Source organism: Corallococcus praedator (genome assembly GCF_003612125.1).
In the GTDB taxonomy this organism is placed as follows: domain Bacteria; phylum Myxococcota; class Myxococcia; order Myxococcales; family Myxococcaceae; genus Corallococcus; species Corallococcus praedator.
On sequence record NZ_RAWI01000159.1, the window covers coordinates 1 to 19,395 of the forward strand.

Below are 19,395 nucleotides of genomic sequence, written 5' to 3' on the forward strand. Positions count from 1 at the left end.
GTCCCCACCCGTGGCGCCCTCGCGCTGCTGGTCCTGGGCATCCTCACCAGCGGGCTCGCCATCTACCAGTGGATGGAGCTGCTCACGCTGCGCGCGGGCGGTTCCACCAGCTGCGGCATCAGCGAGCAGGTCAACTGCGAGACCGTCTGGAATTCGGACTTCGCCAGCGCGGTGCATGACACGCTGGGCATCCCCATCGCCGGCCTGGGCCTCGTGTGGGGGCTCGCCGCCGTGGGCCTGTCCGCGCTGTACCTCGCGTGGGCCAAGGCGAAGCGCTCCGTGCGCCCGGCCACCAACGGCCTGCGCCTGCTGGCCGCCGCGGGCATCGTCTCCGTCGTCGTCTTCGCCGGGGTCAGCGCCCAGGTGGGCGTGGTGTGCCCCACGTGCCTGGGCACCTACGCGCTGGTGATTGCCTTCGCGGGCGTCGCGTGGAAGGGCCTCCCCGGCCCCCTGGTGCCCCAGGCGGGCGAGTGGGGCGACGCGCTCAAGTGGACGGTGGGCATCTCCGCCGTCGCCTTCGTGGCCATGCAGATGCCCGGCCGCGCCACCCCGCACGCGCAGAAGGCCGGCGCGTTCCTGCCGGGCGCGACGGCCCCGGCGAAGATCACCTACGGGGATGAGGTGGAGCCCCCGCCCGTGACGCCGCCGACGCTGGAGGCCTACCTGGCGAGCCTGCCCCAGGAGCAGAAGCAGTACCTGTCCAACGCGCTCGCCCAGTACCGCGCCGCCACCCCGGAGCCGGCCCTCTACCCGGCGCGCCGCATCTACGGCCCCGTGGACGCGCCCGTGAAGGTGGTGGAGTGGACCGACAGCAAGTGCCCTCACTGCAAGTCGCTGGTGGAGGAGCTGGCGGCCATCAAGCGCGGCTCGCCCGAGGGCCGGCTGTCCGTGGAGGCCCGTCACTTCCCGCTGGATGGCGCGTGCAACCCGGCCATTCCCCGCCGGGGCCCGGACGCGCCCAGCGTGCGGTGCGAAGCCGCCAAGGCGATGGTGTGCCTGGAGGACGCGCAGGACTTCTGGAAGCTGCGCAACCGGCTGTTCGCCTCCCAGGCCTTCCTGAGCACGGACAAGGTGATGGAGATCGCCACGTCCGGCTCCGTGGCGCGCCCGCAGCTGGAGGCGTGCATGAGCAGCCCCCAGACGCTGGGCAAGCTGCGCCAGGACGTCGAGTACGCCATGAAGTTCAACATCCAGGGCACGCCGCTGGTGCTGTTGAACGGCCGGCAGGTGCCGCCGTCCGCGCCGCTCATCTACTCGCTGGTGCTGGCCAACGGTGACCCCAACCACGCGGCCTTCGTCGTGCTGCCGCCCGCCCGCGCGCCGGTCGGCGGTGGCGGCCACGAGGGCCACGCCCACCCGTAGGAGTCACCGCACGCCATGGGCAAGCGCGACAAGAAGGACGAGACCCCGGCGTCCCCGGGGCCCTTCAACAACCCCTTCGCCGCCCTGTCCGCGCAGCGGGAGGCGCTGCCCGTGGGGCCGCCTCCGCCCGCGCCCAAGGCGAAGCCCGAACCCAAGGGGCCCGCGCGCGCCGTCGTGCGCATGGAGCGCAAGGGCCGGGGCGGCAAGGAGGTGACGGTGGTGGAGCAGTTGGGGTTGCCCGCGGCCCAGCTCGACACCTGGCTCAAGGCGCTCAAGGGCGGCCTGGGCTGCGGCGGCGTGGTGGAGGAGGACGCGCTGGTGTTGCAGGGCGACCAGCGCGAACGGCTTCCCGCGCTCCTGGAAGCGCGGGGCGTCCGCAAGGTCATCATCGGCTGAGGCTCAGGTGAGGCGCGGGGTGGAGGGCTTCCTCCACCCCGGTGCTGCTCGCCGGGCCTACAGCGCGGCGATGATGGCGTCGGTGAACTCGCGCGTGGTGGCGCTGCCGCCCAGGTCTCCGGTGCGCACCTTCACGTCGCCGCCGTAGACCTTCTGGATGGCGCCCTGCATGCGGCGGGCTTCGTCCTTCAGGTCCAGCCACTCCAGCATCATCACCGCGGACATCATCAACGCGGTGGGGTTCGCGATGCCCTTGCCCGCGATGTCCGGTGCGGTGCCGTGCACGGCCTCGAAGACGGCGGTGCGCTCACCGATGTTGGCGCCCGGCACCATGCCCAGGCCGCCGACGAGGCCCGCGCACAGGTCGCTGACGATGTCGCCGTACAGGTTCTCCGTCACCATCACGTCGAACCGGGTCGGGTCCTTCACCAGCTGCATGCAGAGGTTGTCGACGATGACCTCGTCGTACGTGATTTCGGGGAACTCGCGGCCGACCTTGCGGCAGCAGTCCAGGAAGAGGCCGTCCGACAGCTTCATGATGTTCGCCTTGTGGATGGCGGACACCCGCTTGCGGCCGTTCTTCCGGGCGTACTCGAAGGCGAAGCGCGCGATGCGCGTGGAGGCCTTCTCCGTGATGATCTTCAGCGCCTCCACGACGCCCGGCACCACGATGTGCTCCAGGCCGGCGTAGAGGTCCTCGGTGTTCTCACGCACGACGACCAGGTCGACGTTCTCGTAGCGCGTCTTGACGTTGGGGACGCTCTTCACGGGGCGCAGGGACGAGTACAGGTCCAGCCGCTTGCGCAGGCCGACGTTGGCGGACGGCAGGCCACCGCCGACGACGGTGCCGGTGGGGCCCTTGAGGGCGACGCCGCTCTTGAGGACCGCTTCCACCGTCTCGTGGGGGAGGTTGGTGCCGAACTTGGCCACGACCTCCGCGCCGGCGTCCTTGAACTCGAACTCCAGGGGGACCTTGAGCGCTTCGAGGACGCGAATGGTGGCCGCCGAGACCTCGGGACCGATGCCGTCGCCGTTGATGACCGTCACAGTGCGCGTATTCGCCATGGGGGCGGTTCACACCACAAATCCGGGGGGGCCGGAAGGACGAAAACGGGCCTGTTTCATCCCGGGACATGGCCCCCATCAGGCTGGGCCGGGCTCCGTGCACCCCTGCCCGGCCGGGGTGCGAGGGGTGGGCCTGCTCGGGGGCTCCAGGCCAGGGTGGACGTCCGGCATGGCCCGGGCCTTGTGACGCCGGTGCGACGCTGGACGCGGAGGACCTGGCCGCGTTCCAGACGCTCGACCGGGGGGACCGCATGGGTGGACCCGGTCGTCTGCGTGGAGGGGTAAAGGGCGCTATCGCTGGACCGCGAGGATGCGCCATCCGCGCACGTCGACAGCGTAGGTGGCGCCCAGGTCCAGGGTCAGGCCCTCCGAAGCGCAGACGCCCTTGCCGGGCGTGAAGGCCACGAGGACGACATCCTCGGACAGGTTCTTGGCGAGGACGTCGTAGGACTCACGTCGCATGAGGCAGACCTCGTCCGGTGTGGCATTCCGAGGAGGCCTGGCATCCCGCGGCAGGAAGTCGTCCATGGCGAGCTGGACCGCCGCGGAGTGGGTGCTCGGGATGAAGGTGTGCTCTCCCGGTGGGAAGCCCAACGGGAACTGGAACGCGGCGGCCTCCGCTGGGGGCGCATGTTCCGGTCGGAACGGGCGCTGGAAGAGACCGCACCCCGTCAACGACAGGGCCATGAGGAGGAGGGTGGGCTGGTTCATGGTGATTCCGTCGGGGACGCTACTTCGCCTCCACCGGGGTGACGATTCCCAGGTCCTTGTCCAGGGATGACTGAAGGAGGCCGATCAGGATCCACGTCGCGTTTCGCCGCACATAGACCTCTCCCGGATGGGCGACGTGCTTGTAGGGCAGGTACTTCATGACGGTGCATCCCCGGTCGAATTGGATCCGGATGAACCAGAGTTGGTTGTCATTCTTGAGGTCGAAGATGGACAGGGGCGAAGGCGACCACGGATGGCTGTGATAGTCGGCCAGGGTCGAGGTTCGTCCCCTCGCATCCACCACACGACTGGGTGGGGTGCACTGCTTGCGCCTGGAGGCGCCCACCGGAACGGTCTTGCCCAGAGGGGAGGCGTGACTGGCGTAATAGGTGCCGTCGCCCAGTGAGTAGATGGCTCCGCAGTATTCCTGGCCGTAGTCGTTGGCGGCGGCACCCTCCAGTTTCATGATGGCGGGGCAGAGCTGGTCGATGACCTCATCCACATCCGTGGACGGCTGGATCTCCTCCCACGGGCCCTGGACCCAGACCGTGTTTCCGGTACGCCCGAACAAGCTGCCCTCGTTCCTCACGCGATAGGTGCTTCCTGCGCAGGCGGAGAGCAGCGCGGGCAGGAGCCAGCGAAGGGAAGGGCGCGTCCTCATCTGCCTCGTGTTCTATGGCAAGAACACGAGCGCGCGGAAGTCGCTGCGTTTTCGTGAAGGTCGTCACCCGCTCAGTGGTCGAACGGGGGCGGTGAGCGGGGCTGCGTGGGGCGGTTGGGCGCCGCGCGGCGCGGGCGCTTGCGCCGCTGGATGGCGTAGGGCCGGTAGAAGGTCTCCCACATCGCGGCCCGGCGTCCTCGTGGGCGCGTGCGCAATTCGCCCAGCGGCGCCCGGATGAAGAAGGACGCGATGAAGAGGTAGCCCGCCGCCAGGGTGATGAGCAGCAGTGAGCCCATCACCATCGGGCCGGGGATCCACGCCACGTGGGCCCGCTCCGTGAAGTCGTCGAAGTCACGAGGCGGTCGCGGGTGGCTGTAGACCTTGAAGAACCACGTCACCAACAGGACGATGAGGATGGGGCCATACGCGCGGTTGAGCCGCGTGGCGATGGCCGACCCCAGCGACAACTGGATCTGCGGCCGCGACATCTCCACCGCCAGCTCCCGCAGGGCGTCTGGATCCACCGGCTCGCGCCGCAGCATCGGTGCCCACCAGCCGTCCTCCAGCAGACGCACCCGGCGGTTCCACAGGTCGTAGTACCGGTAGCGGCGCGCCTCGATGAGCAGGAAGGACACCACCATCCAGATGCCCACCAGGAACGTCACGTGCGAACTCTCCGGCGTCGCGAAGCCGAAGGAGATGACCGCCGCCGTCGTCGTGAGCGCCCAGTTCGTCGTCGTGTCCAGCCGCGTACGCCACGTGTCCGAACGGCTCAGCTCCCCACGGAAGAGCTGCGCCATGGCCTGCTGGGAGACCAGCGGCTGTTCGAGATCATTCTGTCTGCGCTCTTTGACGCTCATCCGTGACTGGGAAGGTGGGGACGACCGCCGCCCCTGACCAGGGGAGGCAGCCAGTCTTGCCCTCGTGCCCCGCGACGGCCCCGGGGCTGTGCGGAGGCGGACATTCACGCGCGGCGTCACCAGGGGGGCCGGGTGGCTGGGCGCCCGGAGCGTGCGCATCGTCCGCCCTTGAGCGTGCCTTCCGATACCGCCATCACCGCCCTGTCCGGCCTGCTCTCCGACGAGGGCGAGCGCATCACGCGCCTGTGGGCCAAGCGCCTGCGCGCGGAGACCTACGAGGTGGAGGTCCCCGGCCGCGACCTGCGCGCCCCCCTGCGCCACCTGCTGGACGAGCTTGCCCGCCTGCTCCGCGACCGGGGAGAGGACGCCGTGCGGCTGTGGCCGGAGGTGGTGCGCTCGCACGGGGCCTACCGGTACGACCAGAACTTCGAACCCGAGGACCTGACGCGCGAGTTCAAGTCCCTCCAGGAGGTGCTGCTCTACGTCTACTCGCGCCGCAACGGGGGCGTCATCGACTCGGACGTCGCGGAGCTGGTGTCGGAGCTCATCTGGGAGGCGGATGCGTCCGCGCAGGCGTCCTACGCGCGCGTGCTGAAGACAGAGGAGGTCCGCTTCCGCGAGGCCGCGGTGATGGAGTCGGTGCTCAACCACGTGGAGGTGGGCATCCTGCTGGCTGAGACGGACGGCATGGTGTCCTTCGCCTCGCCGCCGGTGAGCCGCTTGATGGGCGTGCCCATGCGCGCGGTGGTGGGCGCGCGCGCCGCCGGCTCCCTGGCGCCCGTGCTGACGCAGGTCAACGCCCGCCACCCGACGGGTGAGCCCTTCCGAGTGCAGGACATGCCGTTCCTGCGCTCGCTGCGGGAGAAGGGCCCGGTGCGCGGTGTGATGATGGTGGTGGAGCGCCCTGGCGGCAGCGACGCCACGCTGGAGATGAGCGCCACGCCGGTGTGGGAGGAGGACCACGTCCTGGCCGGCGTCATCCAGACCTTCAGCGACCGGACCGAAGCGGCGGTGAAGACCAAGGCGCTGGAGAACGCCCACGAGGAGGTGCGCAGGCTCCAGGGGCAGCTGCTGCGCCGCACGCGGCAGCAGGCGCTGGGACAACTGGCGAGCGGCGCCGCGCACGCGCTCAACAACTTCCTCAACGTGCTGCGGCTGCGCATCACACTGCTGCAACGCGAATACAAGCCGGAGCACGTGGAGGCGCTGGACAAGACGGTGCGCCAGATTGGCGAACTGGTGGCGCGGCTGCAGGAGTTCAGCGTGCAGCGCACCGAGGAGCTCCTGGCAGAGGTGCCGGTGGACCAGACGGTGCGCGAGGCGCTGGAGCTGGCGCGAGGTGAACTGGAGCAGCGCGAGCACCCCGTGCACACGGAGCTGGACCTGGGCTTCCCGTGGGGCGTGAAGGCGGATGCGGGCTTCTTCCGCGAGCTCATCGTCAACCTGCTGCTGTCCGCGAGGGACCGCATGGACGGTGGTGGAACGCTCCTGGTCCGCACCCGGCCGGAAGGGGATGGATGGCTGGCGTTGCGCATCGACGACGGGGGCTCTCCCTACGCGGTGGAGGAGCTGGCGCGGCTGTTTGATCCGCTGCGCCGCGACCCGGGCGCGCCGCAGTTCTCGCTGTTCCTGGCGGTGGCGCGCACGCAGGTGCAGCGCTGGGGTGGAGAGCTGACGGTGGAGAACCGGCCGGACGGCTCGGGCGCGAGCTTCGCCGTGCGGCTGCCGCGCTTCCGTGACACCGCGGAGGACGTGGAGGCGCTGTCGCCGCTGCCCCCGCAGCTGGCTCCGGGAGGCGTGCCGCACCTGAAGCGGCCCGCGCGCCGCGTGCTGGTGGTGGACGACGACCTGGACAATGCGCGGATGATGGCCGAGGTGCTGGGCGAAGAAGGCTACGACGTGCAGGTGGCGCACAGCCCGGAGGTGGCCTTGCGCATCTGGGAGAAGCACGCCTTCGACGCCGCGCTCCTGGACGCGGTGATGCCGGAGATGACCGGCTGGGAGCTGGCGCGGGAGCTGCGGCAGCGCTCGCCCCAGGCGTTGCTGGCCATCGTCACCGGCGCCGACGTGCGCGGGCAGAACCGCGCGAGCCTTGCGTTGGTGGACGCGGTGTTCCGCAAGCCCATCGACGTGGGGGCCCTGGACGAGTTCCTCACGCAGACCCGGAGCGAGGACGAACCCGCTGAAGGGCTGGGCGCTCCCGACCCGGCCCACTAGAGTCCCGGCGCGTGATGCCCCTGGCGGAACTGGAGCGCCTGCGCCGCAAGGTGGAGGCGGGAGACGTGCTCACCGACGCGGAGCTGGACGCGCTGCGCGCCGAGGCCGCGCAACGTCCCGGCGCCACGCTGCGCCTCACCGTGGCGCATGCGCTGGTCAACGCGGACGCCGAACGCGAAGCCCTGCCGTTGATGCAGGCCCTGCGGCGCGACTTCCCGCAGGACCTCCAGGTGCGGCTGGGGCTCGCGCGAGCCCTCCTGGGCCTGGAGCGGCACCGCGACGCGGAGGCCGAGCTGCGAGACGCCCTGGTCCTGAGCCCCGGCGACCCGGAGGCCCTCAAGGTGCTGGCCGTGCTCGCGCTGCGGCAGGGCGAGGCCGCGCGTGCGCGCGCCTATGTGGCTGAGGCCGTGGAGCGCGACCCCTTCGATGCGGAAGCGAAGCTGCTGCGCGCGGAGCTGGAGGCCGCGGACCTGCCACCGGCCCCGACGCCCCAGGAGCAGGTGCTGCGACCGGAGTTCACCGCCGCGCTCACCGCCGCGCTGGGCCGTGCGGGCATGGGCTTCCGACGCCAGGGCAAGGACCTGCTGGTGAAGCTGGCGTCGGGGGGCGTGGGCCGCGTGGACGTGGGCTCGCTGTACGCGGCGTATCGCGAAGCACCTGGAGCGCAGGGGCTCACCGCGTACGTGGAAGCGCTGGCGGCGCGGTTGGGCGGTCTGTCCTCCGGCGTGGGGCCAGTGGGCGTGGCGCTGGAGACGGTGCGGCCGGTGCTGCGGCCGACGGGGTTCGTGGCGGGGACCCAGGGCGCGCTGTTCCGGACGGGTCCGGAGGGGCTGGAAATCTATTACGTGCTGGAGGACGCGGAGTTCGTGCGCTACCTGCCCGCCAGCGCGCTGGTGGCTTCAGGGCTCACGCTCGAGGCCGTGGACGCGGCGGCGTGGCGCAACCTGGAGGCGCATCCCGCGGACGTGCGCCCCGTCGTCATCGACCAGGGCCAGGTGCGGCTGGCGGAGGCGTTCTCCGGCGTGTGGGCCGTGACGGGGGGCGACGGACACGATGGGGCGCGTCTGCTCACGAAGGCGCAGCGTCGGTGGCTGGATGCCGCCACGGGTGGAGGACGCCTGCGCGTGAACCTGGGCCGGCGTGAAGTGGTGCTGCTGTGCCGGGACTCGGATGCGGACTCAGTGCGGATCCTCACCTCGCTGGGACATGCGCCGGACGGTGTCCCTGGCCTGTTCCTGCTGGAAGGCGATTCGCTGCGGTCGGCGTGAAGCCTGGCGCTTCAGCCCGCCGTTCCCAAAGGCAGCCGCTCCACGAAGTGCACCTCGCGGAAGCCCAGCGTGAGCAGCAGGCCCCGGAGCGAACGCTCCGCGGACTGTCTCGCCTTGTCCTTCAAGCGCGCGTCCTGCCGCACCTCGCGCTCGAAGGCGAGCCGGGCCTTCTCCAGCAACTGCGCCGTCTGCGCGCTGTCCAGGTTGGAGTCGATGATCTCCGTCTCTCCCGGCCGCAGCGCCACCGTCACCACCATTGGAGGCAGGAGCACGTCCACGCGCGTGCCCGTGGCGCGCAGGTGGCTTGCGTCGAAGCGCTGGAAGTCGAAGCCCAGGTGCGCGTCCGCGAAGACGATGGCGCGGCCGTGCGGGTTCTTCAGCGTGTAGCTGGCCCAGAGCAACACGTCCTTCCACAGCGCGTCGGTGGCCTCCGGCTCCGGCGCGAAGGTGACCTTCTTGTAGAGGGCCACGTCCAGCGTCTCCAGCCGCGCCACCTCCCGCATCTGCTCCACCACCACGGCCGGGTCCGGCTGCCGGAAGGACGCCGGACGCAAGAGCAGCCATGCGACCAGCGCGCCCAGGGCGGCGGCGGCGAGGACGGAGAGGACTCGCGAGAGGTTCGCCATGGCCCGGCATTCTACCCGCTTCCTTCCCGGGGGCGTCCTGGGGCAGCGTGCCGGTCAGGGCTCCTGGCGGGTGGCTGGAGCCCGCAGGCCAGGGAGGCCCATGTGGACCTGACGGACGCGGAGGTGGAGGCGCTGGGCTCGCACGGCTACTTCATGCGCGACGCCTTCCTCGGTGAGACCCGCGCCCTCGCGGTGCGGGACGCGGCGCTGGCTCGCGTGCAGGCGGGGACGCTCCGGCCCGCGGGCATCCGGCGCGGTGCGGACCACGCGCTCGACACCTCCGTGCGTGGAGACCACATCGAATGGGTGCTGCCCGGCGCGGACGCCGAGCTGGAAGCACTGTGGAACCACTTCCGCTCGCTGGGCGAAGCCGTGTCCGCGAGCGCGTACCTGGGCCTGGGCCGCTTCGACGTGCAGCTTGCCTGCTACCCCGGCGGCGGCGCGCACTACGCCCGCCACCGGGATGCGTTCCCGGGCCAGTCCAACCGGAGGCTCACCGCCATCTGGTACGCCAACGCCGGCTGGACGCCCGCGGACGGCGGCCTGCTGCGCCTCTACCCGGAGGACACCGGCGCCCCGCTGGACGTGGCGCCGGTGTTGGACAGGCTGGTGGTGTTCCTGAGCGAGAGGCTGGAGCACGAGGTGCTGCCCTCGCACGCCCGGCGCCTGGCCCTCACCGCATGGTTCTACGGCCGGGGGCCGTAGCCCGCGTCGTACGAAGGACCCGGACCCGCGTCGTACGAAGGGCCCGGACCCGCGTCGACCGCGCCTCCGCCGTCCGTCCGGGGCCGGCCTTCCAGCACGCCAATGATGTGGATGCTCCCGGTGCCGGAGCCCGGGCAGTTCTCCGGGATGCGCGTCAGGGTGAGCTGCACCTGCGACATCGGTCCGTCGTAGACGTCCACGTACGCGGTGCCGGAGTACACAACCCTCCCCGCTGCGTTGTAGGCCGCCACGCCCACCCCCCGCTGGGAGCCGGCGGGGATGTTGCTCACCCCGCCCTCGATGTAGCCGTTCCCGACGTACATGTTCACCGGGCCAATGGGGGAGAAGTCGTCGCCCCACACGTGCGCCTGCGCGGACACGACGCCGCACTGATCCCCTTCCAGGGAGATGCGCATCTCCACGGACTCCGTCCCCTCCCGAGGCTCGTCAACGGCCTCTTCGGGCCCGCAAGCGGCCCCCAACAGCACACAGCTCATTCCCAGCGCAATTCCCCAGCCGGCTCGCTTCATGTTCCCTCCCTGATGGCGCATGGACCGCGCCCTCTTCGGACACGCTCGCCCGCCTGGTTGGGACATGACTTTCTCTTCCCCCGTGCGGCGGCCCATTTCGCGGCAACTGTCCGGGAGCGTGGGAGACCGTGCTCGCCTGCCCTGCGGCCCGCTTCGATTTTCCAAGGGCATTCCAGGGGGCGGCGGCGTCCGGAGCGCCCGCAACGCCTGTTCCCCGGCCGGGGAGTGCCTACGTTGCCCAACAGTCATCTTCGTACGAGGGGATCAGCTCATGTTCCAGAACAGGACGAAGCGTCAGTGGATGATGGGGTTGGCCATGGGGGCATCGATGGTGTTCCTCGCGGGCTGCGGAAGCTCGAAGGCTGCCCGCGTAGACGACGCGATGATGGCGAGGGTTCCCGAGGATCAGTTGGGAGACGTGCGTGACGCGCAGCTCGCTCGCACCAAGGCCGCCGACAACGTGACGCGCGCCGAGGTGGCCGTGCGTGACGCCGAGCGCGCCGCGGAGGTCTCCCGCCGCAACGGGGACGCCGCGAAGAGCCGCGTGGATGCGGAGCGGGCCGCCGTGAAGGCCGCGGAGGCGACGGGCCAGTCCAGCCCCATCGCGCAGGCCAGGTCCCAGCTCCAGGGCGCCGAAGCGGGTCGCGCTGCGGCCGAGGCCCAGGTCGCATGGCATGACCGGCAGATCGACACGCGCAAGGCGGAGAAGGACCTGCGCGACGCCGAGCTGAACGTGGCGGACGCGGAGCTGAACCTGGCCCAGTTCAAGGCCCTGGAGCGCACCGGCGACGTCCGCACCAAGGACATGTCCGAGGCCAACTTCATGTCCGCGGTGGCGAACGCCAAGCGCGAGGTGGAGGACTCACTCCGCAAGGTGGACGCGCAGAAGCGCGTGGAGAAGGACGCCCGCGCCCAGTGGGAGCGGCTGCGCTCGGAGACCCCGCAGGCCTTTGGCGGCAGCGGCTCCGCGGACTGACGCGCTGAAAAGCGACAGGCCCCTCGCACCTTCGCGTGCCAGGGGCCTGCCGTGTCTTGCATTGAAGCGCGCTACTCCACCCGCAGCGTGGCGTTGCCCACCACATCGCGCTGGAGCGTGAGCCACAGGCTCTTGCCGGAGGCATCCACCGACGCGAAGTAGTCCGTGTCCGCGGTGAGCGCCTGGCCATTCAGCGTCACCGTCTTCGGTGCACTGGTGGCGGTGTAGCCGTGCACCACCAGCATCGGGTGCACGATTGTGCGGCCCCCGGTGTCGAACGCCAGCGCCACGCGGTTGGAGGCGGCGTCCACTTCCCAGGTGGCATAGACGGGGTTGTAGCCGGGCACGTCGTACGTCACCGCGTCGGTGCGTCCCACGCCGCCCGGGCCGCGCGTGCGCACGGTGCCCTCGGTGGCGGTGAGCTTCACGCCCTGCCATGCCTCCACCTGCGATGCGAGCTTGAGCACCGGGTCGGACGCGTGCGTGCCCAGCACCATGAAGACCGAATAGCTCTGGTACGGGTAGCCGGAGAGCATCTCGTCATCCCCGATGCGCGGGTACTGCGTCTTGCCCACCGCGCCGAAGTTGCTGCCCCACGCGAGCCGGTGGGAGTTGGTGACGTCGGGCAGCTCGTACTGGTTGAGCTGGTAGGCCCAGTTGTAGTTCTCGGGCATGGGGCCGGCCTCGTGGCGCGTGCCCCACTGCGGATACAGCCAGTAGCCGCCCGCGGGCTTCTGCTGCCACGTCTGCGTTTGCACGACGCCCATCTCCGCGTCCGGCGCCGCCGTCCACATGCGCGTGTAGGGCACCACGTTCTTCTCGCGGTAGTCCCAGCCGCTTTGCAGCGTCACCGGCGAGTCCAGCGTGACGAAGCGGTGGCGGTCGCCCCAACCCAGGCCGGCGATGTCCGTGTTGGCGTTGTCGTCGAAGGCCAGGTCGCCGTAGGGCGAGCGCACGTCGGCCTCGATGCGGTCCGCGGGGAAGCCGGATGCGTCGTGGGTGATGGCGTAGAGCGGATGGTCGCGGCCGGTGGCGAACAGGTACTGCACCGTCACCTGCACCACGTTCCCGTCCAGCGACAGCGGCCACTTCAACTCATGCAGCGCGTGGTGGGCGCCCTTGAGGAGGACGCGCCCGGTGCCGCGCACGTCCTGGGTCCAGGCGCCCCACGTCTGGCCGTCCTTCAGGTGGCTGGTCACCATGCCCCAGCCGGGCACCTGCGTGCTCTGCCCATCACAGGTGCGCTGGGCTCCGGCGACCTCGTAGGTGTAGCGGCGGATGTAGCCGCCATTCCAGCCCGCGGGGTCCGCCGCGTCGTTGCGCACCAGCGACACCGACCGCACACGGCAGTCGCCATCCCGCCAGACGTAGCGGTCCGTCTTGAAGCCGCTCAGGTCCTTCGCGCACTGCAACCGCACCGGCGCGCAGGCACCGCTGGCCGGGTCGCTGGAGGGCACGTCCGTCGCGCATGCATCCGCGACGATGACATCATCGGGATTCTCGTCCCCCGGGCGCACATCCTTGCCACCACAGGACGCCAGCCCCAGGGCCAGCAGGGCCACGGCGCCGCGCGCGAAGGGATGCGGGGTCGTCTTCATTCCGGATGTCATGGTCGGTCCCTTGGAGAAGTGCCTGGGTCTCCTGCCACCCTCACCCCCGGTGATGCAAGCCTCCACTCCGAGCCCCTGCCTGTTTCCCCGTGTATGAAAGCAAGCGAGCGGACGGGCCCCCGGCGGCACGACCGGGAATCCCCGGAGCGCTAGGGCCATGTGCACCGTGGAGGAATGGCGGACGCATGGCGGCTTGGGGTGATGGGATTGCTGGGCTTGTTGTCGGCGCCCGCGCTCGCGGCGGACGGGGTCGAGGGGCGGGTGCAGGAGTTCTTCCTCGGGGATGGGGCCGCGCCCCAGCAGCAGCGGCAGGTCCAACTGGGCACCGGTCTGGAGTGGACGCGGCAGGAAGGGGACACGCGCTTCGAACTGCCCGTGTTCGCCGAGTACGGGCTCAGCGACCGGGTGCAGGTGGAAGCGTCAGTGGCGCTGACGACGCCGGAGGATCCGCGCGGGCTGGACTCCGCGGAGGCCGGCGTGGGCTGGGCGCTCATCAACGACGGACGGCGCGGCTTCACGCTCAGCGTCGGCATGGACCTGCTGGCCACGCGCGACGCGGTGGACGACCGCTTCCGTCCGGGCTTCGAACCGTACCTGCTGGCCTACCAGGACGTGGGCCCGCTGGGCTTCAACCTCCAGCTCAAGGCCGAGGAGCTTCCCGGCGTGCGCGGCCTGGGCGGGGAGCTGCATCCGGACTTCGCGGCCGGCGCGGTGCTGGAATTGGGACCGTTGCGGCCCACGGTGGAGGCCGCGTGGCGTGATGAGGATGGCACCTCCACGGTGCTCCTGGCGCCGGGCCTGCTCGCGCATCCGGCGAAGTCGCTGGAGCTGGGCGTCGCGGTGCCGTGGCGACTCCACGCGGACGGCGCGCGCGACGTGGGCGTGATGGGAATGCTCATCTGGCAGGGCGGTGGGGCGTAGCGGGGCTCGCGTCCGCTTCAGAGGGACGGAGTGAGCAGCACGACGGAGTAGCCCACCGCCGTGCGCGGCCCGGGGTTCTCGTACGAGTGCTTCTGGTCGCCCCGGAAGACGACGACGTCGCCCGCTTCGAGGACGAAGCGCTCCCCGCTGGCCACCAGCGCGAGCGTGCCGGACTCACAGGCCAGGTACTCGCGGGTGCCGGGCGTGTGGGGCACGCCGGTGATGCGCGCCTGCGCGGGCAACTCCAGCCGGTCGAACTCCATGCCGGGCAGTGGGTCGGGCAGCAGCTTGCGCAGGAAGGCCGCGCCGCGCTGGCGCACTGGAAGGCTGTCGCGCCGGTAGTGCCGCGCGCTCGCCTTGGGGCGGGCCAGCAGCTCCTCCAGCGACACCTGGAGCGCCCCCGCCACCCGGTGCAGCACGGAGAGCGTGGGGTTGGCCGCGCCCGACTCCAGGTGCGCCCAGGTGGCCCGGGGCACGCCCGCCAGCTTCGCCAACTGCACCTGCGTGGCACCCCGTGTCTCGCGCAGGGTCCGCAGGTTGCGCGCCAGTCTGCCCGGAAGGTCCTCGTCGCTCATGCGCTGGCATTCTGCCAACCCGTTGGCGGCGTTGCCATCACATCGGAGCCCTCGCGCTATCCCTCTTCCCAAGGAGGAGCAAACCCATGGATGTGAAGAACCAGGCGGTGCTGGTGACGGGCGCGAGCCGGGGGCTGGGGCGTGCGCTGATGGAGGGCTTCGCGCGGCGGGGCGCCCGGGTGGTGGGCGTGGCCCGGGACGCGAAGGCGTTGATGGCGGCGGTGACGCCGCTCCGGATGCAGGGCCTGCAGGTGCACGCGCTGGCGTACGACGTGGGGGACAAGCAGGCCATCTACCCGCTGGTGGGCGCGGCCACCGCGCTGGTGGGACCGCTGGACGTGCTGGTGAACAACGCGAGCAGCCTGGGCCCCACGCCGCTGCCGCTCCTGTTGGACACGGCGTGCGAGGACCTGTCCCAGGTGCTGGAGGTCAACGTGCTGGGCCCCTTCCGGCTCACGAAGGCGGTGGCGGGGAGCATGGTGCTGCGAGGGCGGGGGCTCGTCGTCAACATCACCTCCGACGCGGCGGTGTCCGCGTATCCCCGCTGGGGCGCCTACGGCCTGTCGAAGGCGGCGCTGGACCACCTGACGCGCATCTGGGCGGCGGAACTGGAAGGCAGCGGCGTGCGGTTGCTGTCGGTGGACCCCGGGGACATGGACACGCGCATGCACAGCGATGCGATTCCGGACGCGGACCCCGCGACGCTGGCGAAGCCGGAGGACGTGGCCGCGCGCATCCTCGCGCTGGTGGAGACCCGCGCCATCCCGGCCGGTCAGCGCTTCGAGGCCGCCCGGTGGGAGGCCGCATGAACGCCGCCCGCTGGCCCCGGGAACACCCCGACGCGGCGAGGCTGCTCCACGTCGAGCCCCGCGCGGGACGCCTCTCCGACGGCATCGCCGCGGGCCTGCCCGACCTCCTGCGCGAGGGCGACCTGCTGGTGCTGAACGACGCGGCCACGCTGCCCGGCTCGCTCACGGGCCGCACCGGCGCGGGCGCGCCCATCGAGCTGCGATTGCTGGCTCACGAACCGGACGACACCTGGACGGCGGTGCTTTTTGGCGCGGGAGACTGGCGCCGCCGCACCGAGGACCGCCTTCCTCCGCCCGAGCTGCCCGTGGGCGCGCACCTGGAAGTCGGAGGGCTCAAGGCCCGGGTGGTGGAGGTGTTGCCGCCTTCGCCCCGGCTCGTGCGCGTGGCCTTCGACCTGAGCGGCGCGGCGCTCTGGCACGCGCTCTATCAAGCGGGGCGTCCGGTGCAGTACTCGCACACCGCCGGGCCGCTGGCGCTGTGGCACGTGCAGACGCTCTACGCCGCGCGCCCCTGGGCCGCGGAGATGCCGTCCGCGGGCCTGCCCCTCACCGCGTCCGTGTTCTCGCGGCTGAAGGCGCGCGGCGTGCGCTGGGCTTCGCTCACCCACGCGGCGGGACTGTCCTCCACGGGCGACGCGGTCCTGGACGCGGCGCTGCCCCGGCCGGAGCGTTCGGACATTCCCGCGCGCACGGTGGAGTGGGTGGAGGAGACGCGCGCGCAGGGAGGGCGCGTGGTGGCGGTGGGCACCACCGTGGTGCGGGCCCTGGAAGGACGCGCGACGCAGCACGGAGGAAGGCTGGTGGCGGGGGAGGACGTGACGGACCTGCTGCTGGGGCCGGGCTACGTGCTCCGGGTGGTGCACGGGCTGCTCACCGGCGTGCACGAACCGGGGAGCAGCCACCATGCGCTGCTCCAGGCCTTCGCGCCGCTTCCGCTGTTGCAGCGCGCGGCGGCGCATGCGGAAGCGGCGGGCTACCTGGGGCACGAGTTTGGGGACACGTGCCTGGTGCTGGACGCCTGAGCCGTCACTGGACGGTGGCGCCGGGCTCCAGCTCCACCTTCACCCAGCCGGGCTTGCGCAGGTCGAAGTTGCGGTACGCGTCGATGGCGGAGGCCATGGACTTCACGTGGCTGAGGATGGCGGTGGGGTCCACCGTGCCGGAGCGCACCAGCTCCAGGAGGCGCGGGATGTACTTGCGGTGGTTGCAGTTGCCCATGCGCAGGGTGAGGTTCTTGTTCATCGCCGCGCCAATGGGGAACGCGTTCATCGTCTGCGGGTACACGCCGATGATGGACAGCGTCCCGGCCTTGGCCAGCGACTCCACCGCCCACTGCGCGGCCTGCGACGGCGCGTCGCCCGGCACCCAGTTGTCGCCGTCCGGCTTCGTCTTGGGCGCGACCTGCGCGACCTCGCGCTTGAACTCCGGCTTCTCCACCTTGGCCTTCTTGGCTGCGGGGCCGTGGTGCGCGTGCACGGCGTCCACGCCCACCGCGTCGATGGCGCGGTCCACGCCGATGCCGGCGGTGAAGCGCTTGAGCGTCTCCACCGGGTCTTCCTTCTCGAAGTTGATGACCTCCGCGCCCTGGATGCGCGCCAGCTCCAGCCGGTCCTCGTGGCAGTCGATGGCGAACACGCGGCCCGCACCCAGGAGCTTCGCGCTCACGATGGCGAACAAGCCCACCGGGCCGCAGCCGAACACCGCCACGGTGTCACCGGGTTTGATCTCCGCCATCTCCGCGCCGAAGTAGCCGGTGGGGAAGATGTCGGAGACGAGGATGGCCTGATCGTCGGTGACGCCAGCGGGCACCTTCACCAGGGTGACGTGCGCGAACGGGATGCGCGCCTTCTCCGCCTGCAGGCCGTCGAAGGGGCCCGTCATGCCGGGGCCGCCGAAGAAGGCGGTGCCCGCGGCGGGGCCGTTGGGGTTGGCGTCGTTGCACTGGGCGTAATAGCCGGCGCGGCAGTAGGAGCAGTTGCCGCACGCGATGGTGGAGCAGATGACCACGCGGTCGCCCACGTTGAAGTTGCGCACGTCCTCGCCCAGCTCCTCGATGACGCCCACGCCCTCGTGGCCCAGCACGGTGCCGGGCTTCATGCCGGCCATGGTGCCGCGAATCATGTGCAGGTCGGTGCCGCAGATGGCGCTGGCGGTCAGCCGCACGACGGCATCGGTGGGCTCCTTGAGCTTCGGCTCCGGGACGTCGTCCAGCCGGATGTCCCCAATCCCATGGAATACGACGGCCTTCATGGTGCGCTCCTTGCCCGCCCGGGGCCTCGAATGACGAAACGGTCCCCGGTGCGCGCCGCGCACGGGACCTGTTGTCACTGGAGGTGGACACGGCGTTGGGGCCGGGCAAAACCCGCGCTGCTCCCCTCTCTGGAGGGCAGGCAGGGATGCGACGGTCCTAACGCCCGGCCGAGTGCACCTGGAAGGCGAGCCGCTTGCCGAAGACCTTGCGGAAGGGGGCGACCTCCCGCTCCGCGTTCCACAGCTCCAGGTCCAGCGGCTGCTTCGCGTGCAGGTGCAGCGTCACGATGTCGCGGCCGTGCGTGACCTTGAAGTCGCGGATGGGCTGGTGGTGGCTGTGGTCCAACGCGTTCGCCAGCCGCAGCAGCGTGGCCAGCTTGCGCACGCGCCGCGCTTCGGACGGGGTGAGGCCCGCCATGCCGGAGTGGGACAGCTCCGGCTGGGAGCGCCGGTGGTAGCGGGCGACGCGCGCGATGATCTCGCGCTCGCGGTCCGCGAGGCCGGGGATGTCCGCGTTGTGGATGAGGTAGTACGTGTGCCGGTGGTGGCGCTCGTGGCTGACCGCCGTGCCGATGTCATGCAAGAGCGCGGCGACCTCCAGGTGCGGGCGCACGGAGAGGGGGAGCTGGTGCAGCGCGGCCAGCCCGTCGAAGAGGGCCAGGGACATGCGGGCCACCTGGCGGGCGTGCTTCTCGTCGAAGAAGAAGCGCTGCCCGATGGCGAGCGCCGCGTCCGCGAGGCTGTGGTCGTCGCGCGACTCGTCCTGGCGGTAGAGCAGATCCACCAGCAGGCCGTCGCGCAGGCCCCGGTTGACGATGCTGACGGAGTCCACGCCCAGATGCTTCACGACGCCCTCCAGGATGACGGCGCCGGAGACGATGATGTCCGCGCGGCGCGGGTCGAAGCGCTTGCGGCGGCGCTCGGGCGGCATGGAGGCCAGCGTCTCCACGGACTGGGTGAGCTGCCTCACGGTGGCGTTGCCTCCGTTGTCGTTGACCGCGAAGCCCACCACGGCCTGGATGGTGCCGGAGGAGCCCAGGGCCACGCGGGGCAGCGCGGGCATCTGCTCGGGCAGGGTCTTGTGGAGCACCTCGTTGACGAAGCCGCGCATCAGGCGCAACTGCTTGGGCGTCACCGTGCGCGAGGTGTCGAACACCTCCGTGAGGCGCACGGAGCCCAGCGCCAGGCTCCACAGGTCGTCAGGCTTCTCCCCGGTGGCGATGGCGACCTCGGTGCTGCCCCCGCCAATGTCCACGAGCAGCGAGCGGGCGTTGGCGGGCTTCCTGTGCAGCACGCCCAGGCAGATGAGGCGGGCCTCCTCCTTGCCGCTGACGACCTCCAGGTCCAGGCCGGCCTCCTCGTGCACGCGGCGCACGATGTCCTGGCGGTTTCTGGCCTCGCGCAGGGCGCTGGTGGCGACGGCGCGCACCTGGGCCTTGTGGCGGCGGCAGAGCGCGGCGTAGCGGCGCAGGGTGGACAGCAGGCGCTCGGCGGTCTCCGGGGACCTGTGCAGCACGCCCAGGCAGATGAGGCGGGCCTCCTCCTTGCCGCTGACGACCTCCAGGTCCAGGCCGGCCTCCTCGTGCACGCGGCGCACGATGTCCTGGCGGTTTCTGGCCTCGCGCAGGGCGCTGGTGGCGACGGCGCGCACCTGGGCCTTGTGGCGGCGGCAGAGCGCGGCGTAGCGGCGCAGGGTGGACAGCAGGCGCTCGGCGGTCTCCGGGGACCTGTGCAGCACGCCCAGGCAGATGAGGCGGGCCTCCTCCTTGCCGCTGACGACCTCCAGGTCCAGGCCGGCCTCCTCGTGCACGCGGCGCACGATGTCCTGGCGGTTTCTGGCCTCGCGCAGGGCG

At 71.2% G+C, this 19,395-nt stretch carries 19 protein-coding genes; 9 read left to right on the forward strand and 10 right to left on the reverse strand.

The annotated features are described in order from the left end of the window. Window positions 1-1,362: vitamin K epoxide reductase/DsbA family protein (locus D7Y13_RS20815; protein ID WP_120584952.1), on the forward strand; the 1,362-nt coding region annotated here is incomplete at its 5' end. 15 nt (window positions 1,363-1,377) lie between these two features. Further along, a complete protein-coding gene (locus tag D7Y13_RS20820) occupies window positions 1,378-1,758 on the forward strand; it encodes a translation initiation factor (RefSeq protein WP_120584951.1) in 381 nt (126 codons plus the stop codon). Between the two features lie 57 nt (window positions 1,759-1,815). Here D7Y13_RS20820 and D7Y13_RS20825 read toward each other — a convergent pair whose 3' ends face one another. The 4 genes from D7Y13_RS20825 to D7Y13_RS20840 all read right to left on the reverse strand — a co-directional run bounded on the left by D7Y13_RS20825 (window position 1,816) and on the right by D7Y13_RS20840 (window position 5,055). After that, a complete protein-coding gene (locus D7Y13_RS20825) occupies window positions 1,816-2,823 on the reverse strand; it encodes an isocitrate/isopropylmalate dehydrogenase family protein (protein ID WP_120531992.1) in 1,008 nt (335 codons plus the stop codon). Window positions 2,824-3,114: 291 nt separating this feature from the next. After that, entirely contained in the window at window positions 3,115-3,534 is a 420-nt protein-coding gene (locus D7Y13_RS20830) for a hypothetical protein (protein ID WP_120584950.1), read from the reverse strand. A gap of 19 nt (window positions 3,535-3,553) precedes the next feature. Then, the gene (locus tag D7Y13_RS20835) at window positions 3,554-4,123 is read right to left on the reverse strand and encodes a hypothetical protein (protein ID WP_233595788.1); all 570 of its coding nucleotides are present in this window, start codon (window positions 4,121-4,123) and stop codon (window positions 3,554-3,556) included. Window positions 4,124-4,266: 143 nt separating this feature from the next. After that, a complete protein-coding gene (locus D7Y13_RS20840; RefSeq protein WP_120531989.1) occupies window positions 4,267-5,055 on the reverse strand; it encodes a DUF2270 domain-containing protein in 789 nt (262 codons plus the stop codon). A gap of 174 nt (window positions 5,056-5,229) precedes the next feature. Here D7Y13_RS20840 and D7Y13_RS20845 point away from each other — a divergent pair, with 174 nt between their 5' ends. Then, window positions 5,230-7,272: a hybrid sensor histidine kinase/response regulator gene (locus D7Y13_RS20845; protein ID WP_120532005.1), complete on the forward strand. Its 2,043-nt coding sequence runs from the start codon at window positions 5,230-5,232 to the stop codon at window positions 7,270-7,272. A 14-nt stretch (window positions 7,273-7,286) separates the two neighbouring features. Further along, window positions 7,287-8,540: a tetratricopeptide repeat protein gene (locus D7Y13_RS20850; RefSeq protein ID WP_120584949.1), complete on the forward strand. Its 1,254-nt coding sequence runs from the start codon at window positions 7,287-7,289 to the stop codon at window positions 8,538-8,540. 11 nt (window positions 8,541-8,551) lie between these two features. Here the strand turns inward: D7Y13_RS20850 and D7Y13_RS20855 are convergent, their stop codons facing one another. Then, complete coding sequence (locus D7Y13_RS20855; RefSeq protein ID WP_120531987.1) at window positions 8,552-9,166, reverse strand: DUF4230 domain-containing protein; 615 nt, start codon at window positions 9,164-9,166, stop codon at window positions 8,552-8,554. Between the two features lie 102 nt (window positions 9,167-9,268). On the opposite strand from D7Y13_RS20855, the gene D7Y13_RS20860 reads away from it, so the two are divergent. After that, window positions 9,269-9,871 carry a 2OG-Fe(II) oxygenase gene (locus tag D7Y13_RS20860; RefSeq protein ID WP_120584948.1) on the forward strand — a complete coding sequence of 201 codons (603 nt, stop codon included), beginning with the start codon at window positions 9,269-9,271 and terminating at the stop codon, window positions 9,869-9,871. Here the strand turns inward: D7Y13_RS20860 and D7Y13_RS20865 are convergent. Beyond that, complete coding sequence (locus tag D7Y13_RS20865) at window positions 9,853-10,287, reverse strand: hypothetical protein (protein WP_147444425.1); 435 nt, start codon at window positions 10,285-10,287, stop codon at window positions 9,853-9,855. The two genes, D7Y13_RS20860 and D7Y13_RS20865, sit on opposite strands and share 19 nt — an antisense overlap. A gap of 385 nt (window positions 10,288-10,672) precedes the next feature. Between D7Y13_RS20865 and D7Y13_RS20870 the strand changes: the two genes are divergently transcribed. Beyond that, on the forward strand, window positions 10,673-11,377 hold the full coding sequence (locus D7Y13_RS20870) for a hypothetical protein (RefSeq protein ID WP_120531984.1): 705 nt from the start codon (window positions 10,673-10,675) through the stop codon (window positions 11,375-11,377). A gap of 71 nt (window positions 11,378-11,448) precedes the next feature. Here D7Y13_RS20870 and D7Y13_RS20875 read toward each other — a convergent pair whose 3' ends face one another. Continuing rightward, entirely contained in the window at window positions 11,449-12,975 is a 1,527-nt protein-coding gene (locus D7Y13_RS20875) for a hypothetical protein (protein ID WP_120584946.1), read from the reverse strand. A gap of 186 nt (window positions 12,976-13,161) precedes the next feature. On the opposite strand from D7Y13_RS20875, the gene D7Y13_RS20880 reads away from it, so the two are divergent. Further along, window positions 13,162-13,908, forward strand: coding sequence for a hypothetical protein (locus D7Y13_RS20880; RefSeq protein WP_147444424.1), 747 nt, complete (start codon window positions 13,162-13,164; stop codon window positions 13,906-13,908). A gap of 17 nt (window positions 13,909-13,925) precedes the next feature. Here the strand turns inward: D7Y13_RS20880 and D7Y13_RS20885 are convergent, their stop codons facing one another. Beyond that, window positions 13,926-14,483, reverse strand: a complete 558-nt coding sequence (locus D7Y13_RS20885) for a helix-turn-helix domain-containing protein (protein WP_120584944.1) — start codon at window positions 14,481-14,483, stop codon at window positions 13,926-13,928. An 86-nt stretch (window positions 14,484-14,569) separates the two neighbouring features. Between D7Y13_RS20885 and D7Y13_RS20890 the strand changes: the two genes are divergently transcribed. Beyond that, complete coding sequence (locus D7Y13_RS20890) at window positions 14,570-15,292, forward strand: SDR family NAD(P)-dependent oxidoreductase (protein WP_120531981.1); 723 nt, start codon at window positions 14,570-14,572, stop codon at window positions 15,290-15,292. Then, on the forward strand, window positions 15,289-16,314 hold the full coding sequence (locus D7Y13_RS20895; RefSeq protein ID WP_120532003.1) for an S-adenosylmethionine:tRNA ribosyltransferase-isomerase: 1,026 nt from the start codon (window positions 15,289-15,291) through the stop codon (window positions 16,312-16,314). Before D7Y13_RS20890 ends, D7Y13_RS20895 begins: the two co-directional genes overlap by 4 nt. Window positions 16,315-16,318: 4 nt before the next feature. Here the strand turns inward: D7Y13_RS20895 and D7Y13_RS20900 are convergent, their stop codons facing one another. Together D7Y13_RS20900 and D7Y13_RS20905 are read right to left on the reverse strand one after the other, a co-directional pair. Then, window positions 16,319-17,542 (reverse strand): zinc-dependent alcohol dehydrogenase, encoded by a 1,224-nt coding sequence (locus D7Y13_RS20900; RefSeq protein ID WP_120531980.1) that lies wholly within the window; start codon window positions 17,540-17,542, stop codon window positions 16,319-16,321. 157 nt (window positions 17,543-17,699) lie between these two features. Next, window positions 17,700-19,395, reverse strand: a 1,696-nt coding sequence (locus tag D7Y13_RS20905) for a Ppx/GppA phosphatase family protein (RefSeq protein ID WP_208734476.1), incomplete at its 5' end; no start/stop codon positions are given.